The sequence below is a fragment of the Streptomyces sp. NPDC101194 genome, assembly GCF_044767885.1.
Taxonomy (GTDB): domain Bacteria; phylum Actinomycetota; class Actinomycetes; order Streptomycetales; family Streptomycetaceae; genus Streptomyces.
On the sequence record NZ_JBIWOS010000009.1, the window covers coordinates 22,427 to 42,517 of the forward strand.

A 20,091-nucleotide genomic window follows, 5' to 3' on the forward strand; every position below is an offset into this window, starting at 1 on the left:
GTTGCCCCGTCCGGCACGGCTCAGCCGGTTCTGCGGCCGCGCGCAAGCCAGCGCTGGGCCACGACGACAACGATAAGGAACCCTCCGCTGACCACCGACTGGTAGGAGGAGTTCAGCGAACCGATCTGGTTGATGAGGTTCTGGATGACGGCCAGCAGCAGGACGCCCCAGAGGGTGCCGCTGATCGAGCCGGCGCCGCCGACGAGGAGGGTACCGCCGATGACGACGGCGGAGATGGCGTCGAGTTCCATGCCCACACCGACGATCGTGACGCCGGAGGACAGTCTGGCCGCGTTCAGCGCACCGGCGAGTCCGGCGAGCAGCCCGCTGAGCGTGTAGACGAGGAGTTTCGTACGGGCCACGGGCAGGCCCATCAGGGCGGCCGCGTCGCTGCTGCCGCCGACGGCGAAGAGGGACTGGCCGAACGAGGTGCGCTGCAGGAGCAGTCCGCCGGCACCGAACAGCACCAGGGCGATCAGGACCGGGTGTCCGAAACCCCATACGCTCCCCTGGCCCAGTTCGGCGAAGGCGGAACCCTTGGGGACGAGAGGGGTGGTGGCGCCCTCGTCGGTGAGGGCGAGGAGTATGCCGCGGGCGGCCAGCAGGGTGGCGAGGGTGACGATGAAGGGGGGCATCGAGGCACGGGCGATCAGGAGGCCGTTGAGCAGACCGATCGCTCCGCACACCACCAGGGGCACGAGCAGCGCGGGCAGGAAACCCCCTTGCGAGGCCCAGGCGGCGAGCACACCGCCGAGGGCGAAGACGGAGCCTACGGACAGGTCGATGCCGCCGCTGATGACGACCAACGTCATGCCGAGGGCGACCACGGCGAGGAACGACGCCTGCACGGTCACACCGCGGGCGTTGTCCAGCGTCGCGAACGTCGGGTAGACGAACGAGGCGGTGATCACGACGGTCAGCAGGACGGCGAGCACGCCCTGACCCCGCAGGAGGTCGACGAACCGCCGTGCGATCGTCGGCCCGGGGCCGGATGCCGGGCAAGGCTCGCCGTTCCCCGGCGCCTTTTGGCTCCTTCTCGGTGCCGGGGACTGGGCGAGGGCGGCAGGTGTGGATTCGTTCATCGGGACCGACGCTCCCGGGCGACGTAGACGGCGGCGATGATGATGGCCGCCTGGGCGATCTGTGCGGTGGAGTCGGGAAGGTCGTGCTTGACCAGGGTGGCGCGCAGCAGCTGCATCAGCAGGGCGCCCGCGACGGTGCCGAGCACCCGGACGGAACCCCCGCTCAGCGGGGTGCCGCCGACCACGACGGCCGTGATGGCGGAGAGTTCCATGAGGGTGCCGAGCGAGGAGGGATCGCTGGCGGTCAGCCTGGCGGTGGCGAGGATGCCGGCCAGGGCGGCCAGTACGCCGCAGAGCACGTACACGCCGATGAGCACACGCCGTACGGGCAGGCCGGCGAGGGCCGCGGCCGAGCGGTTGCCACCGACGGCGACGATCTGACGGCCGAAGGTGGTGCGCTGCACGAGGAAGGCGACGGCCACGGCGAGGACCGCGGCGATCAGTACGACCAGCGGGACACCGAGGAAGGAGCCGGTGCCGAGCGAGAGCAGATCCGGGTTGACGATCTGCTTGAGCCGGCCGTCGGCCATGACGAGGGCCAGGCCCCGGCCTCCGACGAAGAGCGCGAGCGTGGCGACGATCGGTTGCAGCCCGACGAGCGAGACCAGTGCGCCGTTGACCGCGCCGACGGCGGCGCCGGCCAGCAGCGCCACGACGAGCGCGGGCACGAGCCCGTATCCGAGATAGAGCGGCAGGAGCGCGGTGGCGAGCGCCATCGTCGAGCCGACGGACAGATCGACGCCCTCGGTGCCGATGACCAGGGCCATGCCCAGGGCGACGATGACGACGGGGGCGACCTGGACGAGCTGGGTACGCAGATTGTCGGCGGTCATGAAGTGCTCGGTGAACAGGGCGTTGAAGACGAGCACCACCGCCACGGCGAGGTACACGCCGTACTCCTGGTACCAGACGGGGTCGCGCAGCCGGGCCAGGGGGCGGGCGGAGGTGGCGAGGGCGGCCTGGGTCATCGGGGATCCTCCTGGGCGGTCGGGGCCTTCCCCGCGGGCGCCGGCGCGTGGTCGGCGAGCACTTCGAGCAGATGGCTCTCGGTCACCTCCTCGCCCGTGAGTTCGCCCGCCACCGAGCCGCCGCGCAGGACGACGACGCGGTCGGCGCCCTCGATGAGTTCCTCGACGTCGGAGGAGATGAGCAGGACGGCGAGGCCCTCACGGGCGAGGTCGTCGACGAGGCCCTGGACCTCGGCCTTGGCGCCGACGTCGATGCCCCGGGTCGGTTCGTCGAGCAGCAGCACCCTGGGTTCCAGACAGAGCCAGCGGGCGAGAAGGACCTTCTGCTGGTTGCCTCCGGAGAGTTCGCCGACCTTCTGTTCGGGGCTCGCCGCCTTGATCCTCAGCCGCTTCATGAAGATGTCGACGACGCGGTCCTGCTTGCGGCGGGAGACCACCCCGAATCGGGAGAGCCGGGGCATGGCGGCCAGCACGATGTTCTCGCGCACGGAGAGGCTGGGCACGATGCCGTCGGCCTTGCGGTCCTCGGGCAGCAGACTGATTCCGGAACGGATGGCACCGGCCGTGCCGATCCTGCGCAACTTCTTTCCCCCGATGGCGAGTTCGCCGGAATCCAGGCTCAGTGCACCCGCGAGGGCCCGCGCCGTCTCGCTGCGGCCGGAGCCGAGGAGGCCACCGAGGCCGAGCACCTCGCCGCCGTACAACGCCAGGGATATGTCGTGGAGTTGGTGGCGCCGGTTGAGGCCGGTCGCGGTGAGTACGGGGGTACGTGCCGCGTCGTGTCCCCCGCTGCCGAAACCGGTGAGGCCGGTGCGGCGGACGTCGGACAGATCGCGGCCGAGCATCATGGAGACGAGCCGCATGCGGTCCAGGCCGGCGAGGTCGCCGGTGTGGACGTGGCGGCCGTCGCGCAGCACGGTGACGCGGTCGCAGATCCGGTAGAGCTCGTCCATGCGGTGGCTGACGTAGAGAACGGCGATGCCTCGGCCGCGCAGGTTCTCGACGACCCGGAAGAGGGTCTCCACCTCGCGCGGCTCCAGCGAGGAGGTGGGCTCGTCCATGATGACGACCCGGGCGTCGACCGAGACGGCGCGGGCCAGGGCGACCATCTGCTGCGCGCCGATGCCCAGTGTGCGCAGGGGCGTTCGGGGGTCGACACGTACGCCGAAGCCGTCCAGCAGTGCCGCGGTCTCGCGGTGCATCCGGGAGAAGTCGATGAGGCCGAGGCGGTTCCTGGGCTCACGGCCGAGGAAGATGTTGCGCGCCACGCTCATCAGCGGGACGAGATTCACCTCCTGGTAGATCGTGGAGATCCCGGCCTGTTGTGCCTCGAACGGCCGGGCGAATGCCACGGGGCGTCCGCTCAGCCGCAGTTCGCCCTCGTCGGGGCGGTGAACGCCGGTCAACACCTTGATCAAGGTGGATTTGCCCGCGCCGTTCTCCCCCACCAGGGCGTGGGTCTCCCCGGCGCGCAGGGCGAGGGAGACGCCGTCGAGGGCGACGACGCCCGGGAACCGCTTGCTCACCGAGCGGGCTTCGAGGACGGTGCCGGCGTCGGGAGGAGAGGTGATGTCCGCCGGGTGGACGGCCGGCTCCGGCGCCTGTGGTACTGCTTCGGGTGATGCCATGGGCGGTATCGGCCTTCCGCTGTTCCAGGGGGTGGGCCCGTGCCGCCGCGGCGGGGCAAAGTGCGGCTGCGGCGAAGGGCTTCGCCGCGGCGGTGGACCAGGACGTCGCGGATCCCTGCGGACCGCTGCGGTCAGAACGCGCCGCCGAGCGAGACCTTGGCGTTGGACTCGTCGTACGCCCGGTCGGAGATGATGACGTTCGCCGGGATCTCCTCACCGTTGTAGAACTTCTGAGCGGTCGCGAAGGCGAGCGGCCCGAAGCGCGGGTTCGACTCGATGACAGCGTTGTACTCGCCGTCGACCAGGGCCTGCACGGCATTCCGCGTACCGTCCACGGATACGATCTTGATGTCCTTGCCGGGCTTCTTCCCGGCCGCCTTCAGCGCGGTGACCGCACCGAGCCCCATCTCGTCGTTCTCCGCGTAGACGGCGGTGATGTCGGGCTTGGACTGGATCAGCTGCTCCATCACCTGCTGCCCCTTGTCCCGTGCGAACTCGCCGGTCTGCTGGGCGACGATCTCCAGTCCGGGGGCCTGCGCCTCGAGCTGGTCGACGAAGCCCTTGGTGCGGTCGGTGGTGACGTTGTTGCCCGAGGCGCCGAGGAGGACGGCGACCTTGCCCTTGCCGCCGGTCGCCTTGATCATCGCGTCCGCCGCTCGTTTGCCCTGCTCCACGAAGTCGGAGCCGAGGAAGGCCACATAGTCCTTGCAGGCGGTGGAGTTGACCTTGCGGTCGATGGTCAGGACGGGGACCTTCCTGGCCGCGGCCGCCTTGAACGCCGGTTCCAGTCCGTCGGAGTTCAGCGGGGCGACGATGAGGAACTGGGCACCCTGCGACAGCATGTCCTGGATGTCGCTGATCTGCTTGGAGAGTTGCGACTGCGCGTTGGTGGTGAGCAGCTTCCTCACGCCCACCTTCTCGGCCTCGTCCTTGATGGACCGTGTCTCGGCGATACGGAACGGGTTGGCCTCCTTCTCCGACTGAGAGAAGCCGACCACCGCATCCTTGAGGTCCAGCTTCGGCGCGCCGTAGGCCTGCAGCGAGCACCCCGAACCGGAGCTGCTCTCCGGAGACTTGGCGGTCTGGGCCCCTTGGCCGCTGTCACCTCCGGCGTTGTCCGGGGTTTCCGACTTGGCGCAGCCGGAGGCGGCCGACGTGACAACGGCGAGGAGGAGGCAGGCCACGGCGAGGGGACGGGATCGGCGCTGGATCATCATGCGCGGGACGCTCCTTGGCGAGGTGACGGCACGCTTGGAGGCGTGCCGTCGGGGCATGACCGGACGATGCATCAACCGCCGGGCCACTGATGCCGCCGCATGCCTCACGGTTCCGCTCCGAGCTGCCGAACAGCCGTGGGAACGGTGGTCATGAGCGCCTGCGCGGCCTGTCGGCAGCTCGGTTTACAACGTTATATAGGCGGTGTGGCGCAGGCGGCAAGAGAGCTGCCGGCGCCTTTCCGAAATGCGCCGGTCCCGAAGCGCGATCTGTTCGCGGCCGACCCCCGGATGACGCACAACCACCGGGCAGCGACTCGACTCCGTACCGTCGTGGGGCCATACGGCCGCACGAGGGTCGGGCGGCATGTCACGCCACGCTCCAGGGGGCTGGGCAGCGTCGTGGAGCCCGGACGAACCGCCGGGCTTCGGCCCCGACCGCCGATCGACGCACGACGGAACACCGCGTGCGGCCAACGAAGTTCGCCCCAGGCCGGAAGTCGGCGACGACGCGGACGCGATCGACGCGGTCCCGTGGTCCCGTGGTCCCGTGGTCCACCGTCGCCGTCGTCCCGCATCTGACACAATGGGTCGGATGCGAGGATGGACGGACCGCGCACCGTGGTGGGTGGTCGCGCTCGTCGTGGTGTACGTCGTCGTCATGCTCTTCGTGGGAGCCGCCTCGCACATCGCCGACCTGGCCCGCGACGGCCTGTTCCCCTATCGCTGGGCGCCGGACTGGCTGAACCTGTACTGGTCGTCGCTGGCGGCCTTCGACTCGGTGGCGGCGCTTCTCCTGATCGCCGGGAGGCGGGTCGGCGTGGACCTGATGTGCACCGTCATGGCAACCGACCTGGCGGCCAACTGGTATGCGGTGTACGGAATCCAGCACAGCGATGTGGCAGCGGAGCCGGGGCTGCAGCGCCTCGCCGCCTTCGCTCTCCTCGTGCTCCTGACCGGCCCGTTCGTCCGCGCCCGGCTCAGCCCCGTCGGTCGATGACACGCGGACCCCTCGGGCCCGAGCCTCCTGCGGCACGTCACGGCGTGCCGGACGCCCGGGCCGGCGAGGTCCGAGCGGTCAGACCGCGCGGAGGTACTGGTCCGGCGTGCGGAGTTCGCCGCCCAGTTCACGGGCCGCGTACTGGGCCCAGGAGGGGCTCCGCAGCAGCTCACGCCCGAGGAGGACCGCGTCGGCCCGTCCTTCGGTGATGATCTTCTCGGCCTGCTGCGGTTCCGTGATCAGACCGACGGCCGCCACGGGGAGCGAGGTCTCCGCCTTGACCCGTTCGGCGAAGGGAACCTGGTAGCCGGGCCCGGTCCCGATGCGGGCGCGCGGGGCGTTCCCACCACTGGAGACGTCCAGCAGGTCGACGCCGTGGGCCTGGAGCTCCTTGGCCAGCCGCACGGTCTCGTCGACGGTCCAGCCCTCGCGCTCGTCCTCGTCGTTCTCCGTGAGCCAGTCCGTCGCGGAGATCCTGAAGAGGACGGGCAGTTCCTCCGGCCAGACCTCACGCACGGCGTCGACGACCTGAAGTGCGAAGCGGACGCGGTTCTCGAAGCTGCCGCCGTACTCGTCGTCACGCCGGTTGCTGTGCGGGGAGAGGAACTGCCCGATGAGGTATCCATGGGCTCCGTGCACCTCGGCGACCTCGAAGCCCGCGTCGAGCGCACGGCGGGCGGCCTCACGGAACTGATCGACGACGCCCCGGATCTCGTCCACCGTCAGCTCGTGCGGTACGGGGTGACCGTCGTCGAACGGCAGCGGGCTGGGGGCGACGGGCGTCCAGCCGTGCGCGTCCGGGCCGACGGGGTCGCCGCCCAGCCAGGGGGCCGCCGTCGACGCCTTGCGACCGGCGTGCGCGAGCTGAATGCCGGGAACCGACCCCTGCCCCTTGAGGAAGTCCGTGATCCGGCGGAAGGCGGCCACCTGGGCGTCGTTCCAGATACCGAGGTCCGCCGGGCTGATCCGCCCCTCGGGGCTGACGGCCGTCGCCTCGGTGAGGATGAGCCCCGTTCCGCCGATGGCGCGCGCCGCGAGGTGGGCGAAGTGCCAGTCGGTCGCGACGCCCGCGTTCGGCCCCACCGGTTCGGCGCTGTACTGGCACATGGGCGCCATCCACACCCGGTTGGGAATGACGAGCGACCGCAGGGTGTAGGGCTCGAAGAGGGCACTCACGTCGGACTCCGTTTCGACGGCACGAAAGACTCGCTAGTACGATACCTACCGTACTACGAGACCTGTCAAATTACGACGCCTCTCGTACAAAGGCATGGACGCGCGTGAGGCCCGTTCCCGGCCGGAAACGGGCCTCACGGCACCGCTGGGTGCGCGCGTACGCGATCTATCCGCGACGCCTGAGCGTGATGACCGCGTCCGCGTCATACCCCTGGGTCCAACTGCGTCCGGCGCCCGACTTCCAGGTCACATGGGCGGTGGCTCCGTCGATCCTGACGCCCTCCACCGTCATGGCGCGGTCACCGTCCCGCACGTCTCCCCGGCGCAGCTCGCGCGCCCGGACGGTGACGGGCTCCGCCGACCCCGCACTCTCGGCCCCGTCCGCCGCCAGGGCGAGGGCCGCCGCCAGTTCCCGGGCGCGCTCAGGAGTACAGACCAGCACGGACTCGCCCGTCGGCGCCGCGACCCGGACCTCGACCCCCGAGCCGACGGGGACCACCTCCAGGTCCACACCGCGCCCCTCGCGATCCTCGATCCCACGCGTCATCGCGCCACCTCTCACTTCACTCTTCGCCCGGCGCACCCCTCGACCGGGTGCGGCCGGATGCCCTCCGGCGGACACGGACCACCGAACCCCCGGCCACCGGTGCCGACCGCCGGTCCGCGGCAGCACCGCCGGGGCGGCCTTCCAGAATTCCAGCACACGCGCCTGCCCGCCGAAGGGCAGGTCACCAGCACGCGTGGACAGGCGCGAACGACCACCGGCCGGTCGGAGCGAGACCCCTTCGAAAGTTTCTGAACCTGTCCCCTACGGCCGACGACAGGGACGGCCCTCCACGCGGGATCTCCCGGAGCAGGGAGGCTCCCGGAGGGACGAGGGCGGAGCGCCGGTTCCCGCGCGGGGCCCGCGCAGCCTCCTCGGCCAAGCCGTCCCGGACCGACCGGCGCCGGTGAGGGGTTGCCCCGGCCAAAGAGCACACCGGCCGGCGCCGGGCCGCCCTCCTATTCCGTTGCGGGCCGGACCGGCGCCACGTAGCGTCCCGCCTCATGACGACCCCCACCCTGCACACCGGGCGGCTGAGGCTGGAGCCGTACGTGCCCGCGGACGAGGACGACTTCGTTGCACTCTTCCAGGACAGCCGGGTTTCCCGGTGGATGGGTGACGGACCGCAGACCGAGGCCGAGGACCGCGCCCTGTTCGGGCGGGTCTTCAGCAAGGTGTACGCACAGGGTCTCTTCGACGTGTGGGCCGTACGGCTCGGCGATCGCCTGGTCGGCCACGCGGAGATCAAACCCTCCCCGTCCCCGGAGGTGGACGGCCACGAGATCGTCTACGCCCTGGCTCCGGCCGAGTGGGGGCTGGGTTTCGGTACCGAGATCGCGCGTACGGTGACCTCGTACGGATTCGACACCCTCGGGCTCAGCGAGGTGTACGCGACGGTGGCCGCGGAGAACGCGGCGTCGCTGGCGCTGCTGGGCCGGATCGGCTTCCGGCACGTCGGGGACGCTCGTGAGGACGACGGCCGCACGATCCGGATACTGGCGCGCCCGGCGGGCGGTGACGGCACGGGATCCGGTCAGCCGCGGTAGACGTCCAGACGCCCGCACATACCGAACCTGCCGTGCACGGAGGGGCGTTCGGCGTGCACACAGGCGCCGGCGAGGTATCCGGCGTCGCCGCGCGCCAGGGCGTCGAGCTGGCCGCCGGTCACCTCCGACGCCGCGGCGGCCCCCTTCCGCCAGCGCTCCCGCCAGCCCTCGGTCCTCGGACGCACGAGTGCGGCGGCGGCCCGATGGAAGGCGGCGAGTGGTTCGGGGTCGCCCGCCTCGGTGGCCCGGCGCAGCGCGAGGAACCCCTCGACGGCGAGGTCACGGCGGGCGCGTGCGGCCCGTTCCTGTTCCGCCTCGGATCCGTCGACGGGGAGGGCGACCGCCGCCCGGTAGGCGTCGGAATCCGCCAGGTGGCGGGGCGGCAGGGTGAGGACGGCGTCACCGGCCTCGGGCAGTCCGCTGTTCTCCATGAGGACGACGATGCGCAGCCCGTCCTCGTTGACGAGGCGGTGGATCGTGCCGGGCGTGAACCAGACAAGGGCGCCCGGCGTCAGTGGTGTCCGCCGGAACCCCGACGCGGTGAGGGTCTGCACCGAGCCCTCGCCGGCGACCACCACATACCCCTCGGAGCAGGTGAGATGGACGTGGGGCGTCCCGCCGCGCAGGCCGTCCTCGGTGGGCCAGTCGTACACCCGCAGATGGGAGACGGCGACGGAGCCGGGCAGTCCCTCGAAGGTCGGCACTGGTGCTCCTCGGTCTCTCGGTCACGGCACCGGGCAAGCGCTTTCTACTTCTGCTGCACCGTACTTCACCGGCCGGGGAAGCAACAGGGTCCGGTGTCCGGGGCCGCCCTGCGGGCCTCTGTCAGTGGTGGGGTGCAGACTGGCCCGTATCCGACACAACGGCGTTTCGGGAGGTTCGGCCATGACCGACGTACTGCTCACCGTAGGCACCCGCAAGGGACTCTTCATCGGCCACCGGCGCGGTGGCGCATGGGAGTTCGACGGCCCGCATTTCAATGCCCAGGCGGTCAGTTCCATCGCCATCGACACCCGCAGGCGCGTGCCCCGGCTGCTGGTCGGCGGGGACAGCGCGCACTGGGGCCCCTCGGTGTTCCATTCCGACGATCTGGGCGGCACCTGGGTCGAGCCGCAGCAACCGGCCGTGAAGTTCCCGGGGTTCACCGAGACATCGCTGGAGCGGGTCTGGCAACTGCACCCCGCCGGCCCCGAAGCGCCCGACGTCGTCTACGCCGGGACGGAGCCCGCCGCGTTGTTCCGTTCCCAGGACGGCGGGGCGTCCTTCGAGCTGGTCCGCCCCCTGTGGGAGCATCCGACGCGTTCGAAGTGGGTGCCGGGCGGGGGCGGCGAGGGTCTGCACACCATCCTCACTGACCCGCGGGACGCCCGCGCCGTGACCGTCGCGGTCTCCACGGCCGGGGTGTTCCGCACCAAGGACGGCGGCGCGAGCTGGGCTCCGTCGAACAAGGGGGTGTCGGCGGTCTTTCTCCCCGACCCGGATCCCGAGTTCGGCCAGTGCGTCCACAAGGTGGCCCGGGACGCCGTCGATCCGGACCGGCTCTACCTCCAGAACCACTGGGGGGTGTTCCGGAGCGACGACTCGGGAGACAACTGGACGGACATCGGCCGGGGGCTGCCGTCCGATTTCGGCTTCGCCGCTGCCGCGCACCCGCACCGCGCGGACACGGCGTACGTCTTCCCGATCAATGCCGACATCGACCGCGTTCCGGCCGAGCACCGCTGCCGGGTGTTCCGCACCGGCGACGCGGGCAGCACCTGGGAGCCGTTGTCGGCGGGCCTGCCCGAGGAGACGCATTACGGGACGGTGCTGCGCGACGCGCTCTGTACGGACGACGCCGACCCGGCGGGCGTCTACTTCGGCAATCGCAACGGCGAGGTGTACGCGAGCGCGGACGACGGGGACACCTGGCAGCAGCTCGCCTCGCATCTGCCGGATGTCCTCTGCGTCCGGGCGGCGGTCGTCGGCCCCTGACCATCGGGGCGCTTCGTCGCCGCCATCGGCCGCCCGCGCCGGCTCGTGACGGGTTCCGACCCGGGGCAGGGCCCGACCCGGCGTCCGACGCTCTCCGTCGGCCGCCGACATCGACATGGACTTCGCCGGTCCCGACATCCTGCCGGTCGAGCGCGGGGCGGCGTTGTCCACCCTCGATGTCGAAGAGCGCTGATCGCGCCAGAACTTCGGTGAGTCGTCGCGCCCGGTCCGGCCGCCGTACCGGATGGTGGAGCGTCCCCGACCGGCCGCCGTCGTGGCCGCCGGTCGGCCGCGTGCCGAAGTGAGCGCGCCCGTCGAGGACGCGCTGAGCGGGGCCGAGGAATCGCCGCGGACGCGGCTGATCGCCTATGACCATGTCCGGGAGCGGCACGAAGGACCGGTGGTCGGCGCGGTGGTGCGGGACGCTTCATACGAGCGACGCGCAATGCGTCCGACCGAAGGACGTGGCACCGGACCCGGGAGGGAACCGATGCCACGCCGCATCCGGCGGAACGGCCGTGCGACGGCCCCGGGTTACGGCAGTTGCCAGTCGACCGGCTGGGCCCCCTGGCGGAGCAACGCTTCATTGGTGCGGCTGAACGGGCGCGAGCCGAAGAAGCCGCGGTCCGCCGACATGGGCGAGGGGTGCGCGGACTCGATGGCCGGAAAGCCGTCGAGGAACGGCCGCAGATTGCGCGCGTCACGACCCCACAACACGGACACCAGCGGCTTGCCGCGTGCGGCCAGAGCCCGGATCGCCTGCTCGGTCACTTCCTCCCAGCCCTTGCCGCGATGCGCGCCGGGCTTGCGGGGCGCAGTGGTGAGCGCCCTGTTCAGCAACAGCACGCCCTGTCGTGTCCAGGGCGTCAGATCCCCGTTGGACGGCCGCGGAAGCCCCAAGTCGGTATGCAGTTCGCGGAAGATGTTCTCCAGGCTGCCGGGCAACTGGCGCACCTCGGGGGCCACCGAGAAGCTCAGCCCCATCGCCATCCCGGGCGTCGGATAGGGGTCCTGACCGACGATCAGGACGCGTACGTCGTCGAAGGGCTGCTGGAACGCGCGCAGCACGTTCGCTCCGGACGGCAGGTAGGTGCGACGCGCCGCTACCTCCGCACGCAGGAAATCGCCCATCGCGGCGATCTGTCCGGCCACGGGGGCAAGCGCGTCGGCCCAGCCGGACTCGACTACTTCATTCAACGGTCGTGGTGCCACGAAACATCACTCTACCGGCGTACACGACCGCCTTCCCGCCCCGGAGCCGCCCCATGGAGACCCATCTTCCAAGCCCCCGGTCATGGCTCGCGGTACCGGGGGTAGGCTGCCGCCGTCCTCATCACTTCTTCCTGGAGCCGGTCCATGAGCTCACGCGGGCGTTCGCCGGAGAACCACGCCGTCGGCGCGCGTCGGGACGGGGCGACGGGTCCCTACGTGCTCGGCGTGGACTCGGGCGGCTCGGGGCTGCGGGTGGCGCTGGGCGCCGTCGGTACGTCCGGCCCGTCGGACACGACGGTCTGCGCCGAGCCGGTGCGCACCGGAGCCACGGGGATCGACGCGGGCCATCTGCTCGAACAACTGCTGCCCGCCGCCCGTCGGCTGCTGGAGCGGCACGGCGCGGGCACCGGATCCCGGATCGCCGCCGTGGCGGTCGGAGCCGCCGGTATGGCGACACTCGGTGGACAGCTGCGCGCCGAGCTGCCCTCGGCTCTGGAGCACGCGTTCGGGGTGTGCCGACTGGCTCTCGCAGCCGACGCGGTGACCGCGTACGCGGGTGCGGTCGGTCAGCGCCCGGGGGCGGTCGTCGCGGGTGGCACCGGCATGATCGCGCTGGGCACGGATCTGACCGACTGGCACCGGGCCGACGGCTGGGGGCATCTGCTGGGTGACAGTGGTGGCGGCGCCTGGATCGGGCGGGCCGGCCTCGACGCGGCCATGCGCGCCCATGACGGCCGACGCGGCGGGTCCGCCGCGTTGCTGGCCCGGCTGGAGGCCGTGTTCGGACCGGCACCGGAACTGCCCGGGATGCTCTATCCGCGTACCGACCGCCCTGCCGTGCTGGCCTCGTTCGCGCCCGAGGTCGCCGCGTGCGCCGGGCACGATCCGGTGGCCGCGGGCATTCTGCGCGAAGCCGCGGGGCACATCGCGGAGGCCGCCGCGGCCGTGTGCCCGAAGGCCGGAGCCGACGACGAACGGTACGAAGTGGCCTTGACGGGTGGCCTGTTCCGGATGGGCGATGCGCTGCTCGTACCGCTGCGTGAGGAGCTGTCCCGACAGGTCCCGCAGGCACGGGCGGTCCCCGGTTCGGGTGATCCCTTGACCGGTGCGCTGTCCATCGCCCAGGCGTTGGCCACCGGGGATCTGCGACTGCCGCACCATCCGACGCTGCTCCGCGTACTCGGTGACGATCCTGGGCAGGGCCCGAACAGCCACCGACAGAGCGGGACAGTCGACCAGTAAGCCTCTCATCGGATAAAAGCGGACAGATAACGCCCGACTGGGCCCTCCCCGAACGGAGGCGTACCCAAAACCAGTAGCATGCGGCGCCATGAGCACCCCCACTGGGCCCGCTTCCGGCCTGCCTGTACGAATGCCGCGACCTCGCCAGTCCGGACGGCACCGCCGCCCGGAGCCCGTGGTCGCACCCGAGGGCGCCGCCGCGCTCGTTCTCGCCGTTCCCGGCACCCCCTCCCCGGCCACGCGCGGCCTGGCCGAGGAGGTGATCAGCATCGCCCGTTCCGAGCTGCCCGGCCTCAACGCCCGCATCGGCTATCTCGACGGTGACGACGACGAGTACCCCACGCTCTCGTCCGTGCTCACCCACAGCGCCGCCGAGCGCGTCGCGCGCTTCGAGCAGGCGCAGGCCGCCGGCCGCGAGGTCGCCGAGCCCGAGGGTCCCTCCGCCGTCGTGGTGCCGCTGCTCGCGGGGCCGGACAGCGCCCTGGTCCGGCGGATACGGCAGGCCGTGATGGACAGCGGTACGCAGGTCGAGCTGACCGATGTGCTCGGACCGCACCCCTTGCTCGCCGAGGCGCTCCACGTACGGCTCTCGGAGGCCGGACTGGCCCGCGCCGACCGGGCCAGGCTCTTCACCGTGGCGACGGCCGCCGACGGCATCGTGCTGGCCACGGTGGGTGGCGAGGAGGCCGTGCAGGCCGCCGGGATCACCGGCATGCTGCTGGCGGCCCGGCTCGCGGTACCGGTGATGGCCGCCGCACTCGATGTGGAGGGTTCCGTCGCGTCGATCGCCGACCAGCTGACGAGCTCCGGCTCGGCGCAGCTCGCGCTGGCGCCGTACCTCGTCGGTCCCGAGGTGCCCGAGGGACTGCTGGACGCCGCCGCGAAGGAAGCGGGCTGCGCGACGGCCGAGCCGCTCGGCGCCTATCCCGCGATCGGCAAGCTCGTGCTGTCGATGTACACGACGGCGCTCGGCATCACGCCGACGACGGCGCAGGGTGCTCAGGCACACTGACCCGGCGCCGGGTACGCCCGGCAGGATGTACGTCCCCGATCGCCGGACGGCCCTGGTTTCCCGGGCCCGTCCGGCGATCGCGTCGTACGTGGCGTGGTCTCGTGAAGCCGTGTCGTGCCGTGCTCTCAGGCGAAGATCACGCAGGACGCGGCGGGGACGTCCAGGGAGCCCGCGTGACGCGGAACGCCGGTCACCGGGTCGAGCGTGAACCAGCTGACGTCGCCGGACCGCTCGTTGGCCGCGTAGAGCCGTCGGCCGGTGGGGTCGAGTGCGAGGTCGCGCGGCCAATGCCCGCCGCAGCCCACGGTCGTGACCAGGGACGCCTTCGCGCCCTCCGCGTCGAGCGCGAGGACGGAGATGCTGTCGTGGCCCCGGTTGGCGGTCCAGAGGAACCGTCCGTCCTGCGAGACGACCACCTCGGACGGGTATGTCACCGTGGCCACGTCCCCCGCCGGCCCCTCGGGCAGCACGGACGTCTCACCGACCGGTTCCAGGATCCCGGTGGTCGCGTCCCACACGCACACGGTCACGGTCGGTTCGAGTTCGTTCAGGACGTAGGCGTGACCGCCCGCGGGATGGAAGGCCAGATGACGCGGGCCCGTGCCCGGCCGCAGGGCCGTCTCCCCGTGCAGCCGCAGCTCCCCCGTGGCCGCGTCGAGTGCGCAGATCCGTATGGAGTCGGTCCCGAGGTCCACGCTGAGCACCCAGTTCCCCGCAGGGTCCGGGAGCACCTGGTGGGCGTGCGGGGCCTGTTGGCGATCGGCGTTCGGACCGCTGCCCTCGTGCCTGAGCACGGACGTGGCGGCGCCGAGGGAACCGTCCGCCCGCACGGACAGGGCGGTGACGCTGCCGGAGCCGTAGTTGGCGGTGAGCAGATGTCCGCCCGCGAGCGCGAGATGGGTCGGGCCGTCGCCCTCCACCGACCGGACCCCGCCGATCGGCTCCGGCACCTCACCGGTGATGTCGAGGGCGGCGGCCGCGCCGCGCCCGGTCTCGCTGACGGCGTAGAGCACACGGCCGCCCGGGCCATGACCCAGAGCGAGGTACGAGGGATCGGGAACGGCGTCCGTCGCGCCGACGACGGTCAGCGCCCCCGTCTCCCGGTCCACGGCGGCGACGGTGATCCCCCGCCCGCCCGCCGAGGTGAAGGACCCGATGAACGCCCGCCCCGTGCCGACCTCGCCGCCCGTCGCACCGCTCGTCACCACAACCCCGCCCCTCTCCGCCGACTGACCACGGCCGCTCCCGCCGCCGCGGTCTTCCGGGGCGACGGTAGCAGTCGCCCTCACAGGTCCAGACCAGAGCCCGGTCCCCCGTCGGCTCCGCGGAGGCCGCTTCACACACCGATCGACGGGGCGCGCGGATCGCTGCGCAGCGGTGCGGCGAGTTCGGCGAGCGCCCGCTCCAGACCGTGCAGATGGGCGAGCGCGGGTTCCGCCACGGCCGGATGCGGGGGGACACCCGGCACGCGGGCCCTGCGCTGCGGGTCCGGGCCCGTCAGTGCCTCCACGGCGGCCTCCACCCGCCAGCAGGCGGCCGCGAGGCGCGCGTCGTGGGAGGCTTCCGGGTCCGCCGCGACACCCGCCAGCCCGCGCACCTCCCGTGCGCACGTGTCCAGCAGACCGAGCACCTGTCGGGCACGGGCCTTGCGGGCGCGCAGCGGGCTCAGCGGATGCACCAGCGGAGCCAGGGACAGCCGAACCCGCCCCAGCAACGCCTCCAGCTCGGCGATCCGGGGCGCGGGGTCGGCGGTCGCCGATCCCGCGAGTCGCGCCGCGGCTTCCGCCGTGCAGGCGTGCACGCAGCGCAGGGCCCGCTGGATCCAGGCGTCGGTCGTGGCGTGCGTGGTGACCGGGAGCACCAGGAGCACCGCGAGCATCGCGGCGAGCGCCCCCGCGACGGTCTCCGTGAGCCGCAGCACGAGCAGGGCGGGGTCGAGTACGCCGAGGAGTCCGTAGAGCGCCCCGGCCATGACCGTCACCGAGAACACCATCCAGGTGTACGAGACCGCCGCGGTGTAGAAGATCCCGAAGACGCCCAGTGCGACGAGGACCGCGCTGGGCACGGCCGAACCGTGCAGCGGTACGACGACGGCCAGCCCCACGGGTACGGCGATCAGTGTTCCCAGGATCCTGCGGCAGCCGCGCACCAGCGTCTCGCCGCGCGAGGCGGTGTTCACGAAGACCCACCAGGTGGCACCCACGGCCCAGTACCAGCGCTGCTCGGAAAGAAGCAGTCCCGCGGCCAGGGCCACGGCTCCGCCGACGGTCGCCTGGATCGCCTGGCGCGTGGTCGCGCGGTCCAGCCCCTCACCGGTCGTCGGAACGGGCGGGGCGGCGACAGGCAGCCGTCGCTCGTAGCACCAGAGCCCGAAGCGGACGGTCGACGAGGCGATCAGGGAGAGGGCGACCGCGGAGTACAGCTCCGGCAGTTGTCCGGGCAAAGTGTGGAGGAACTGCGCGGTGAAGAAGGCCATGAACGCGAAGACGCCCAGCGAGTGACCGCGCGGCCCCCATCGCCGGGCGTACACGCCCAGCCCCATGACCGCGAGAAAGGCCGCGTTCCGCGCCGGCGGACAGTCGTGCAGCACCGCGGCGAGGGCGAGCACGGGGAAACCGACGGCGGGCAGCAGCGCGGTGGTGATCGCCTGGTCCCGCACCGTGGTGTCGAGCACCGTGAACAGGGCCAGCAGCGCGGCGAGACCGCCGGTGACGGCCGCGACGAGCGAGTGACCTGCCAGGCCGCACACGGTGACGGCCGAGCCGATGCCGAGGACGGCCCGGACGGCGCTGCGCAGCCGCGATCGGCCCGGGTCCGGGGAAACGAACATCCTCTTCAGCACGGCATGCTCCCGCTTCTGCACACCGGTCCTGCGCACCGGCATGAAAAAGGCGCCGCGGGGATCCGCAGCGCCATCGACGGATCCATCACAACATCTTTGCGACTCATGGCTCAACCGAAAGGTGAACCAGTGAGCCATTGGCCCAGTCAATGCGCGATGGAAGAGGCCACCGTTGGACCAACGGACAGCGATCGGGCCGAACCGGCCCGAACCCCGCCCCGGGGTCACCCGCGCGGAGCCGTCGCGGGCCGCTCCTTCTGTGCCCCCCATGCGCACGGGATACGGGCCGGGCTGTACGGAACCGGTCCGGAAGGGGCCCGTCCCCCCGGCCATTGGTACAGTCGCAGCCCGGATCGGCCTACCAGGAAGCGACCAACGGACCATGGCGGTGGACGCCCTCGACACCCGCATCCTGCGCCTGCTCATCGAGCAGCCGCGTACCAGCGTCCGTGAGTACGCGCGCCTCCTCTCCGTCGCCCGGGGCACCCTCCAGGCCCGTATCGACCGCCTGGAGAGAGACGGTGTGATCACCGGCACGGGGCCGGTCCTCTCCCCTGCCGCCCTGGGCCACCCGGTGCTGGCATTCGTTCATCTGGAAGTCACCCAGGGGCATTTGGACGAGGTCGGCGAGGCGCTCGGCGCGGTGCCGGAGATCGTCGAGGCGTTCTCGACCACGGGTGGCGGCGATCTGCTGGCCCGGGTGGTGGCCCGTGACAACGGGCATCTGGAGGACGTGATCCAGCGGTTGATCCGGTTGCCCGGTGTGGTCAGGACGCGTACCGAGGTGGCGCTGCGCGAGCGGGTGCCGCACCGGTTGCTGCCGCTGGTCGAATCGCTGGGCCGCACGGCCGACGGCGAATCCCGGTGATCCGTGACTCGGCACGCCGGATGTCCTGACTTCCCGGCACATTCCCGCAACCGCCCGGTGAGGAATCCGCGCCGCCTTCTCCCCTGGCCGGCGCCGGTGGACGGCGGGGCGGGTGATCGGCGTGCCATCGAGCTCCGGGGCCCGATATCCTGATCTTGCCGCGCGCCCCCCACCCGTCCCGATCCCGATCGGGTCGCCGCCGTGGCAGTCGAAGCGGCCCACAATTCGAGATTGGTGTACAGGTGCTGGTAGCAGGTCGGTACCGCTTGGTGTCCTCCATCGGCCGAGGCGGCATGGGCGAGGTGTGGCGCGCCACCGACGAAGTGCTCGGCCGGGCGGTGGCCGTGAAGCTGCTGCTGGGCGACCAGGCGGACGAGTCGGCCACGGCCCGATTCCGTCTGGAGGCACAGACCGCGGCCCGCCTGAGCCACCCTCACCTGGTCGCGGTCTTCGACTTCGGGGCCTGGGAGGACCGCTTCTTCCTCGTGATGGAGCTCGTCGAGGGCAGAAGCCTGGGCGATCTGCTGAGGGCCGAGGAACGGCTCGGCGCCGAGCAGGTCGCCAGGATCGCGGGACAGGCCGCCGCGGGACTCGCCGCCGCCCATCGGCAGGGCATCGTGCACCGTGACATCAAGCCCGGGAACCTGATGCTGGATTCCGAAGGGTCCGTCAAGATAGGCGACTTCGGCATCGCCCAGTTCGTCGACGATCCCTCCGCCGCCTTGACCACCGCGGGGCAGATCGTCGGCACCAGTCTCTACCTCGCCCCGGAACGCGCCCTGGGCCATACGGCCGGTGCGGCGTCCGACATGTACTCCCTGGGCTGCGTGATCTACCAACTGCTGCTGGGCGAACCGCCGTTCCGTTCGGACACGGCGACCGCCACGCTCTATCAGCATGTCGATACGGCGCCCGTGCCACTGGGGCAGCGGGGCGTCGACCTCTCCCCGGCCTTCGACTCCTATCTGCTGGGGCTGCTCGCGAAGCAGCCCGAGGACCGGCCCACCGCCCAGCAGGTCGCCGACTGGTTCCAGAGCGACGCGTGGCGAGGACAGCCGGAGCCCCTGCCGCTGTACGCCCCCATGCCGCCCCCTCCCACCTCCGCGGCAGCCGGTGCCCCCTATGCCTCGTCATCCACTCCCGCGTTCAGCCCCACCCCGTCGCCCGCCTCGGCGCCGCAGGCCGACGGTCCGACGACGTACCGCCTGCCGCAGACCGGCGGGCACAGGCGGCGTGCGGCGGAGCGCTCCGCGCCCGTCAGGCGGCGTACCGGCGCCCGCGAGGCGATCAGACGTCGCCCCAGGGTGGCCAGCGCCATAGCCGGCACGGTGGCCTTCCTCGCGGCCGTCTACCTGGGGATGAGCCTGTTCTCGCCGGATTCCAGCTCGGCCGGCACTCCGGACACCGGTGCCACCACGACCACCGGACCCGAAGCACCGGCCCCCGACGGGCCGACGCCGGACAGCGGAAACAGCGAGAACAACGAGAACGACGGAAACCAGGGAAACAACGGGAACGGCCGGAACAACGGGAACAACGGGAACGGCTGGGGCAACGGCAACAACAGGAACCACGGAGACGACGGCGACGACGAACAGGACTGAGGCCCGGCGCCGACCGTCAAGCAGCCGTCAGGACCGGCGGTCGGGGCGTCAGCGGTTCATCAACGAATGCCGACGGGCCGGTCGGCTTGCCTAACGTCGCAGCCATGGATCGACGTATCGTCCGGGCCGCAGCCGGCCGTCGCACCGCTCGGGCACAACCTCCCGGGGACACGACCGCGCACGACCACGGCTGGGCCGGGGACCTGCGATTCGCGGTCCACTGCGCCGTGACGCTCCTCGGGCTGCTGCTGGCCGTCGACGTGGCGGCCGGTCGCTTCACCTGGCCGCGCGCACTGTTGTGGACGAGCCTGGCCGCCCTGCTGTTCGTGGTGCTGGTTCCGCCACTGATCCGTGCGGGTGCGGGGTGGTTCTCCCGCCGGGGCCTGGTGCGCGAACACATCGTGCGCACCGACCGGCTGGTGTCGGTGCACTGGTCGGACGGCGTCTCCCAGCGTCTGGTGCTCCGCGACGCGGACGGCCGTCGAGTCGAACTCGACCCCCAGGTGCTGCTGGACAATCCGGCGCTCTGGCACCAACTGGACGAGGACGCACGCGGCTGCGTGAAGCGCGGAACACTGCGGTGCGGGGTGACGGCGCTGCGGCAGCTGGCCGACCGTATCGACCGCCGGACCGCGCGTACGGTGTTCACGATCTCCGGTCTGGAATAACCATCCCGCCC

Annotated in this window: 18 protein-coding genes; 8 read left to right on the forward strand and 10 right to left on the reverse strand. The window is 71.7% G+C overall.

The genetic code is table 11. From position 1 onward, the window contains the following. Nucleotides 1–20: 20 nt before the first annotated feature. The 4 genes from ACIRP2_RS28625 to ACIRP2_RS28640 form a co-directional block, all read right to left on the reverse strand. Complete coding sequence (locus tag ACIRP2_RS28625; protein ID WP_404255180.1) at nucleotides 21–1,082, reverse strand: ABC transporter permease; 1,062 nt, start codon at nucleotides 1,080–1,082, stop codon at nucleotides 21–23. Beyond that, nucleotides 1,079–2,050: an ABC transporter permease gene (locus ACIRP2_RS28630; protein WP_404255182.1), complete on the reverse strand. Its 972-nt coding sequence runs from the start codon at nucleotides 2,048–2,050 to the stop codon at nucleotides 1,079–1,081. Before ACIRP2_RS28630 ends, ACIRP2_RS28625 begins: the two co-directional genes overlap by 4 nt. Further along, nucleotides 2,047–3,678, reverse strand: coding sequence for a sugar ABC transporter ATP-binding protein (locus ACIRP2_RS28635; RefSeq protein WP_404255184.1), 1,632 nt, complete (start codon nucleotides 3,676–3,678; stop codon nucleotides 2,047–2,049). The genes ACIRP2_RS28630 and ACIRP2_RS28635 overlap by 4 nt, the downstream gene beginning before the upstream one ends. 131 nt (nucleotides 3,679–3,809) lie before the next feature. Next, nucleotides 3,810–4,895 (reverse strand): ABC transporter substrate-binding protein, encoded by a 1,086-nt coding sequence (locus ACIRP2_RS28640; RefSeq protein ID WP_404255186.1) that lies wholly within the window; start codon nucleotides 4,893–4,895, stop codon nucleotides 3,810–3,812. Nucleotides 4,896–5,487: 592 nt separating this feature from the next. Here ACIRP2_RS28640 and ACIRP2_RS28645 point away from each other — a divergent pair. Further along, a complete protein-coding gene (locus ACIRP2_RS28645) occupies nucleotides 5,488–5,892 on the forward strand; it encodes a hypothetical protein (RefSeq protein ID WP_404255188.1) in 405 nt (134 codons plus the stop codon). A 78-nt stretch (nucleotides 5,893–5,970) separates the two neighbouring features. Here ACIRP2_RS28645 and ACIRP2_RS28650 read toward each other — a convergent pair whose 3' ends face one another. Beyond that, entirely contained in the window at nucleotides 5,971–7,068 is a 1,098-nt protein-coding gene (locus ACIRP2_RS28650) for an NADH:flavin oxidoreductase/NADH oxidase (RefSeq protein ID WP_404255190.1), read from the reverse strand. Nucleotides 7,069–7,234: 166 nt separating this feature from the next. Continuing rightward, nucleotides 7,235–7,615, reverse strand: a complete 381-nt coding sequence (locus tag ACIRP2_RS28655; RefSeq protein ID WP_404255192.1) for a hypothetical protein — start codon at nucleotides 7,613–7,615, stop codon at nucleotides 7,235–7,237. A gap of 500 nt (nucleotides 7,616–8,115) precedes the next feature. Here ACIRP2_RS28655 and ACIRP2_RS28660 point away from each other — a divergent pair, with 500 nt between their 5' ends. Continuing rightward, nucleotides 8,116–8,658 carry a GNAT family N-acetyltransferase gene (locus tag ACIRP2_RS28660; protein WP_404255194.1) on the forward strand — a complete coding sequence of 181 codons (543 nt, stop codon included), beginning with the start codon at nucleotides 8,116–8,118 and terminating at the stop codon, nucleotides 8,656–8,658. On the opposite strand, the gene ACIRP2_RS28665 is transcribed toward ACIRP2_RS28660, so the two are convergent. After that, nucleotides 8,646–9,362 carry a cupin domain-containing protein gene (locus ACIRP2_RS28665; RefSeq protein ID WP_404255196.1) on the reverse strand — a complete coding sequence of 239 codons (717 nt, stop codon included), beginning with the start codon at nucleotides 9,360–9,362 and terminating at the stop codon, nucleotides 8,646–8,648. The two genes, ACIRP2_RS28660 and ACIRP2_RS28665, sit on opposite strands and share 13 nt — an antisense overlap. A 181-nt stretch (nucleotides 9,363–9,543) precedes the next feature. On the opposite strand from ACIRP2_RS28665, the gene ACIRP2_RS28670 reads away from it, so the two are divergent. After that, the gene (locus tag ACIRP2_RS28670; RefSeq protein ID WP_404255198.1) at nucleotides 9,544–10,632 is read left to right on the forward strand and encodes a WD40/YVTN/BNR-like repeat-containing protein; all 1,089 of its coding nucleotides are present in this window, start codon (nucleotides 9,544–9,546) and stop codon (nucleotides 10,630–10,632) included. A gap of 534 nt (nucleotides 10,633–11,166) precedes the next feature. Here the strand turns inward: ACIRP2_RS28670 and ACIRP2_RS28675 are convergent. After that, complete coding sequence (locus ACIRP2_RS28675; RefSeq protein WP_376273633.1) at nucleotides 11,167–11,844, reverse strand: uracil-DNA glycosylase; 678 nt, start codon at nucleotides 11,842–11,844, stop codon at nucleotides 11,167–11,169. A gap of 144 nt (nucleotides 11,845–11,988) precedes the next feature. On the opposite strand from ACIRP2_RS28675, the gene ACIRP2_RS28680 reads away from it, so the two are divergent. Both ACIRP2_RS28680 and ACIRP2_RS28685 read left to right on the forward strand, forming a co-directional pair. Next, complete coding sequence (locus tag ACIRP2_RS28680) at nucleotides 11,989–13,086, forward strand: N-acetylglucosamine kinase (RefSeq protein ID WP_404255200.1); 1,098 nt, start codon at nucleotides 11,989–11,991, stop codon at nucleotides 13,084–13,086. Between the two features lie 88 nt (nucleotides 13,087–13,174). Further along, on the forward strand, nucleotides 13,175–14,098 hold the full coding sequence (locus ACIRP2_RS28685) for a sirohydrochlorin chelatase (RefSeq protein ID WP_404255202.1): 924 nt from the start codon (nucleotides 13,175–13,177) through the stop codon (nucleotides 14,096–14,098). 125 nt (nucleotides 14,099–14,223) lie between these two features. Here the strand turns inward: ACIRP2_RS28685 and ACIRP2_RS28690 are convergent, their stop codons facing one another. Together ACIRP2_RS28690 and ACIRP2_RS28695 are read right to left on the reverse strand one after the other, a co-directional pair. Further along, the gene (locus ACIRP2_RS28690; protein WP_404255204.1) at nucleotides 14,224–15,303 is read right to left on the reverse strand and encodes a lactonase family protein; all 1,080 of its coding nucleotides are present in this window, start codon (nucleotides 15,301–15,303) and stop codon (nucleotides 14,224–14,226) included. A 131-nt stretch (nucleotides 15,304–15,434) separates the two neighbouring features. Then, entirely contained in the window at nucleotides 15,435–16,940 is a 1,506-nt protein-coding gene (locus ACIRP2_RS28695) for an FUSC family protein (RefSeq protein WP_404255206.1), read from the reverse strand. A 382-nt stretch (nucleotides 16,941–17,322) separates the two neighbouring features. Between ACIRP2_RS28695 and ACIRP2_RS28700 the strand changes: the two genes are divergently transcribed. From ACIRP2_RS28700 to ACIRP2_RS28710, 3 genes are all read left to right on the forward strand, one after another. Then, nucleotides 17,323–17,808, forward strand: coding sequence for an Lrp/AsnC family transcriptional regulator (locus tag ACIRP2_RS28700; RefSeq protein WP_404255208.1), 486 nt, complete (start codon nucleotides 17,323–17,325; stop codon nucleotides 17,806–17,808). A 293-nt stretch (nucleotides 17,809–18,101) separates the two neighbouring features. Beyond that, complete coding sequence (locus ACIRP2_RS28705) at nucleotides 18,102–19,412, forward strand: serine/threonine-protein kinase (protein WP_404255693.1); 1,311 nt, start codon at nucleotides 18,102–18,104, stop codon at nucleotides 19,410–19,412. A 104-nt stretch (nucleotides 19,413–19,516) separates the two neighbouring features. Then, complete coding sequence (locus ACIRP2_RS28710) at nucleotides 19,517–20,080, forward strand: hypothetical protein (protein WP_404255210.1); 564 nt, start codon at nucleotides 19,517–19,519, stop codon at nucleotides 20,078–20,080. Nucleotides 20,081–20,091: the final 11 nt, after the last annotated feature.